At 53.2% G+C, this 3,639-nt stretch carries 3 protein-coding genes; all 3 read left to right on the forward strand.

Annotated features, from left to right (window positions below; all coding sequences use genetic code 11):
• The first annotated feature begins 332 nt into the window (after positions 1-332).
• The 3 genes from aroE to porB all read left to right on the forward strand — a co-directional run bounded on the left by aroE (position 333) and on the right by porB (position 3,499).
• The gene (gene aroE / locus BDE01S_RS09120) at positions 333-1,145 is read left to right on the forward strand and encodes a shikimate dehydrogenase (RefSeq protein ID WP_066080537.1); all 813 of its coding nucleotides are present in this window, start codon (positions 333-335) and stop codon (positions 1,143-1,145) included.
• Between the two features lie 201 nt (positions 1,146-1,346).
• Complete coding sequence (gene mtgA / locus BDE01S_RS09125) at positions 1,347-2,042, forward strand: monofunctional biosynthetic peptidoglycan transglycosylase (protein ID WP_066080542.1); 696 nt, start codon at positions 1,347-1,349, stop codon at positions 2,040-2,042.
• Positions 2,043-2,326: 284 nt separating this feature from the next.
• Positions 2,327-3,499, forward strand: coding sequence for a trimeric porin PorB (porB, locus tag BDE01S_RS09130; protein WP_066080544.1), 1,173 nt, complete (start codon positions 2,327-2,329; stop codon positions 3,497-3,499).
• Positions 3,500-3,639 lie beyond the last annotated feature (140 nt).

A 3,639-nucleotide genomic window follows, 5' to 3' on the forward strand; every position in this document is an offset into this window, starting at 1 on the left:
AAAATGCGCCTGCTGAGTTGGAAACGCCCGCAAGGTGTCCGACCTTGCCGCGTGTTCCGCCTTGCTTCCGCGCGTTTACGCGCAAGTCTTACTTCACGGATGAATTGTCAACAAAATCCTAGTTTCAGACGGCGTGATTGTCAACAATTTTGCGCCTGCGTCGCCGTGTGCGGTATGGTGGGCGGGCTGTGTTTTCAGACGGCCTGCGTGTTTGTGCGGCTGCACGGGCGGGGTGTGGCGGCCGTCTGAAAAATTTGCGCCGGATTTCGTGCGCCCGGGCGGCGGTTTTCTAATATAATGTCTTTTATTTGACTGCCCCGAGTTTGAATATCATGAGCCACAAACCGCGTTACGCCGTCTTCGGCAATCCCGTTGTCCACAGCAAATCGCCGCAGATTCATCAGGAGTTTGCCAAGCAGGAAAAAGCGGACATCGACTACGACCGCATTTATGCCGACATCGGCGCTTTTGCCGAAGCCGCCGCTGCTTTTTTTGCAGCGGGCGGGCAGGGGGCGAATGTGACTGTGCCCTTTAAGCTCGATGCGTATGATTTTGTGGACGAGCATTCCGAGCGTGCGTTGGCGGCGGGTGCGGTCAACACCATTATTCCTCTGGGCAACGGCAGGTTCCGTGGCGATAACAGCGACGGTGTGGGTATGGTTAACGACATCATCCAAGCGCAGGGCGTGGAAGTGGCGGGGAAAAACGTGCTGCTGATTGGTGCGGGCGGTGCGGTGCGCGGCGTGGTTCCCGTGCTGCAGGAAAAACAGCCCGCTTCCATCGTCATCACCAACCGCACCCACGGAAAAGCGCAGGAAGTGGCCGAACGCTTCGGCATTGAAGCGGTGGAAATGGACAAATTGCCCGCCGCGCATTTCGACATCGTCATCAACGGCACATCCGGCGGTTTGAGCGGCGAACTGCCCGCCGTCGCGCCGGAAGTGTTCGCCCGATGCGCGCTGGCTTACGATATGGTTTATGGCCGGGAGGCCGAACCGTTTTTACAGTTTGCCCGCCAATCGGGTGCGGCGAAAACTGCCGACGGTTTGGGTATGCTGGTCGGGCAGGCCGCGTTTTCCTATTCGCTCTGGCGCGGCTTCGAGCCGGACATCAAGCCTGTGATTGACTATATGAAGAATGTTTGAAAACTTGGGCGGCATCATTCTGCCGGCCGGACGGTGTAGTTGATGCCGTCTGAAAAAAAACGGTTGGCGGGCGGCTGCACGCTAAATTGCACTATATATAGTTGTAGTTGGGAATTTATAAGTTGAGAACTTGCCGCCTCGTTTTATGCAGTACTGCCCGGCGATGGCTTGGGCAGGCCGGGTTCTCCGAAAGATATGGTCATGCTGATTTTGAAATGGCTGCTGGCGCTGCCGGTGGCCGCCTTTATCTTTTTTAATGCCTATGTTTACGGCAATATCATCACTTACCGCGCCGTCGCGCCGCGCCAAACCGCTTTTATGGATATGCGTATGAGCCAGTTTGCGGGAGAGGGCAGGAATGTGGCGCTGGATTACCGCTGGGTGCCTTATGCCGATATTTCCACCAATCTTAAAAAAGCCCTGATTGCTTCGGAAGACGCCAAGTTTGCCGAACATTCGGGCTTTGATTGGAGCGGTATTAAAAACGCCATGAAGCGCAATGAAAAGAGCGGCAAGGTGCAGGCCGGCGGCTCGACCATCAGCCAGCAGCTGGCGAAAAACCTGTTTCTCAACGACAGTCGCAGCTATATCCGCAAGGCCGAAGAAGCCGCCATCACCGCCATGATGGAAGCGGTGACCGACAAAGACCGCATCTTCGAGCTGTATCTGAATGTGATTGAATGGGATTACGGCGTATTCGGCGCAGAAGCCGCCGCGCAGAAGTTTTACCGCAAAAGCGCCGTTAGCCTGAGCAAGCAGCAGGCCGCTACCCTGGCCGCCCGCGTGCCCGCCCCGCTTTTTTACGCCGACAACCCCAAAAGCAAGCGCCTGCGCAACAAAACCAATATTATCCTGCGCCGTATGGGTTCGGCCGAGCTGCCCGAAAGCGGCATCTAGCAGGGATGTTGTTTTTCTACAAATAGATAATAAATTTATAAAACAGAATATTTTCAGCGATTTGCCTGAAAATCACGCCGATGCCGTCTGAAAAACTGTATGCAAAAAACAACTGTTGCGGCCGGGCTGGGGCAGAAAAACAGATGGAAATTTGTTTTTTGAAAATAAAGAAGCTATATTAACAACCATGGAATCGCTAAGCATTGGCTATGGCGGTAAATGCAAAAGCCAAACAAAACCTCTAAAGTGTTTAAGTTTGCTTTACAAACAAAAGGAATACAGTAATGAAAAAATCTCTGATTGCGCTGACTTTGGCTGCTCTGCCGGTTGCTGCTGTTGCAGATGTAACTCTGTACGGTCAAATCAAAGCCGGTGTTGAAGTATCTAACACTAAAGTAGGTAGCGCTAAAAACGGCGGTACCGTAGGCGGCAACACTGCTGCTAAACTGGGTCGCGACGCCAGCTCTAAAACTGCTACCGAAATCGCTGACTTCGGTTCACGCATCGGCTTCAAAGGCCACGAGCACCTGGGCAACAACCTGAACGCCATTTGGCAGTTGGAGCAAAACGCTTCTATCGCCGGTACTGATTCAGGCTGGGGTACTCGTGAGTCATTCATCGGTTTGGAAGGCGGCTTCGGTAAAATCCGCGCCGGTAAACTGAACACTACCGTTAAAGACACTGACGATGCGATTGATCCGTGGGATGCCAGCAACGCCGCTCTGAGACAAGGCGTGTTCACCCGTGACACCGTTTCCGAGCGCAAAGTATCTGTACGCTACGACTCTCCTGTATTCTCAGGCTTCAGCGCGTCTGCACAATTTGCTCCTCGCGACAACGAAAACCCTGCTGACAAATACACTCACGAAGTGGCTACCGGTGAATCTTACTACGCCGGCCTGAACTACGAAAACGCCGGTTTCTTCGGTCAATACGCCGGTGGTTACCGCAAACACACTCTGAACGCCGCTAAAACCGGTGCTGCTGCTAAAGACGGTCAACTGCACCGCCTGACTGCCGGTTACGACGCCAACAACGTGCTGGTAACTGTTTCCGGTCAATACGGTAAAAACTGGGAAACTTACGGCCAATACGCCGAAGCCCTGGCTAACGGTGTTGTAACTGCCGACAATACTACCGATATCGGTAACACCGTATTCGGTACTGCCCAAGGTCTGGACGGCCGCGGTGTAGAAACTGTTGAGGTTGCCGCTACTGCTTCTTACCGCTACGGCAATGTAACTCCGCGCGTTTCTTACGCTCACGGTTTCAAAGCTAAAGTAGCCGGTGACAAACTGAAAGGTACTCAATACGACCAAGTGGTACTGGGTGCTGACTACGACTTCTCTAAACGCACCAGCGCTCTGGTATCTGCAGGTTGGTTGCGTGCCGGTGAAAACGGCCCGCACCGCGTAGAAACCGTTGCCGGTTTGGTTGGTCTGCGTCACAAATTCTAATCTGAACGGATTAGCTTGATAAAAAGCCTGCTTGAAAAAGCAGGCTTTTTTGTATTTAGTGTAGGGAGAGAAAGAATGGGAGGAGTGGGGGGATACTTGTTTCGTTAGATTGAGACAAGGCCGTAAGCCGCAGACAGTAC

Source organism: Bergeriella denitrificans NBRC 102155, assembly GCF_001592185.1.
GTDB classification, from domain to species: domain Bacteria; phylum Pseudomonadota; class Gammaproteobacteria; order Burkholderiales; family Neisseriaceae; genus Neisseria; species Neisseria denitrificans.

Bases quoted from the DNA above. Each gene is read 5' to 3' on its own strand.
- aroE (WP_066080537.1), top strand. From the start codon at position 333: ATGAGCCACAAACCGCGTTACGCCGTCTTCGGCAATCCCGTTGTCCAC.
- mtgA (WP_066080542.1), top strand. From the start codon at position 1,347: ATGCTGATTTTGAAATGGCTGCTGGCGCTGCCGGTGGCCGCCTTTATC.
- porB (WP_066080544.1), top strand. From the start codon at position 2,327: ATGAAAAAATCTCTGATTGCGCTGACTTTGGCTGCTCTGCCGGTTGCT.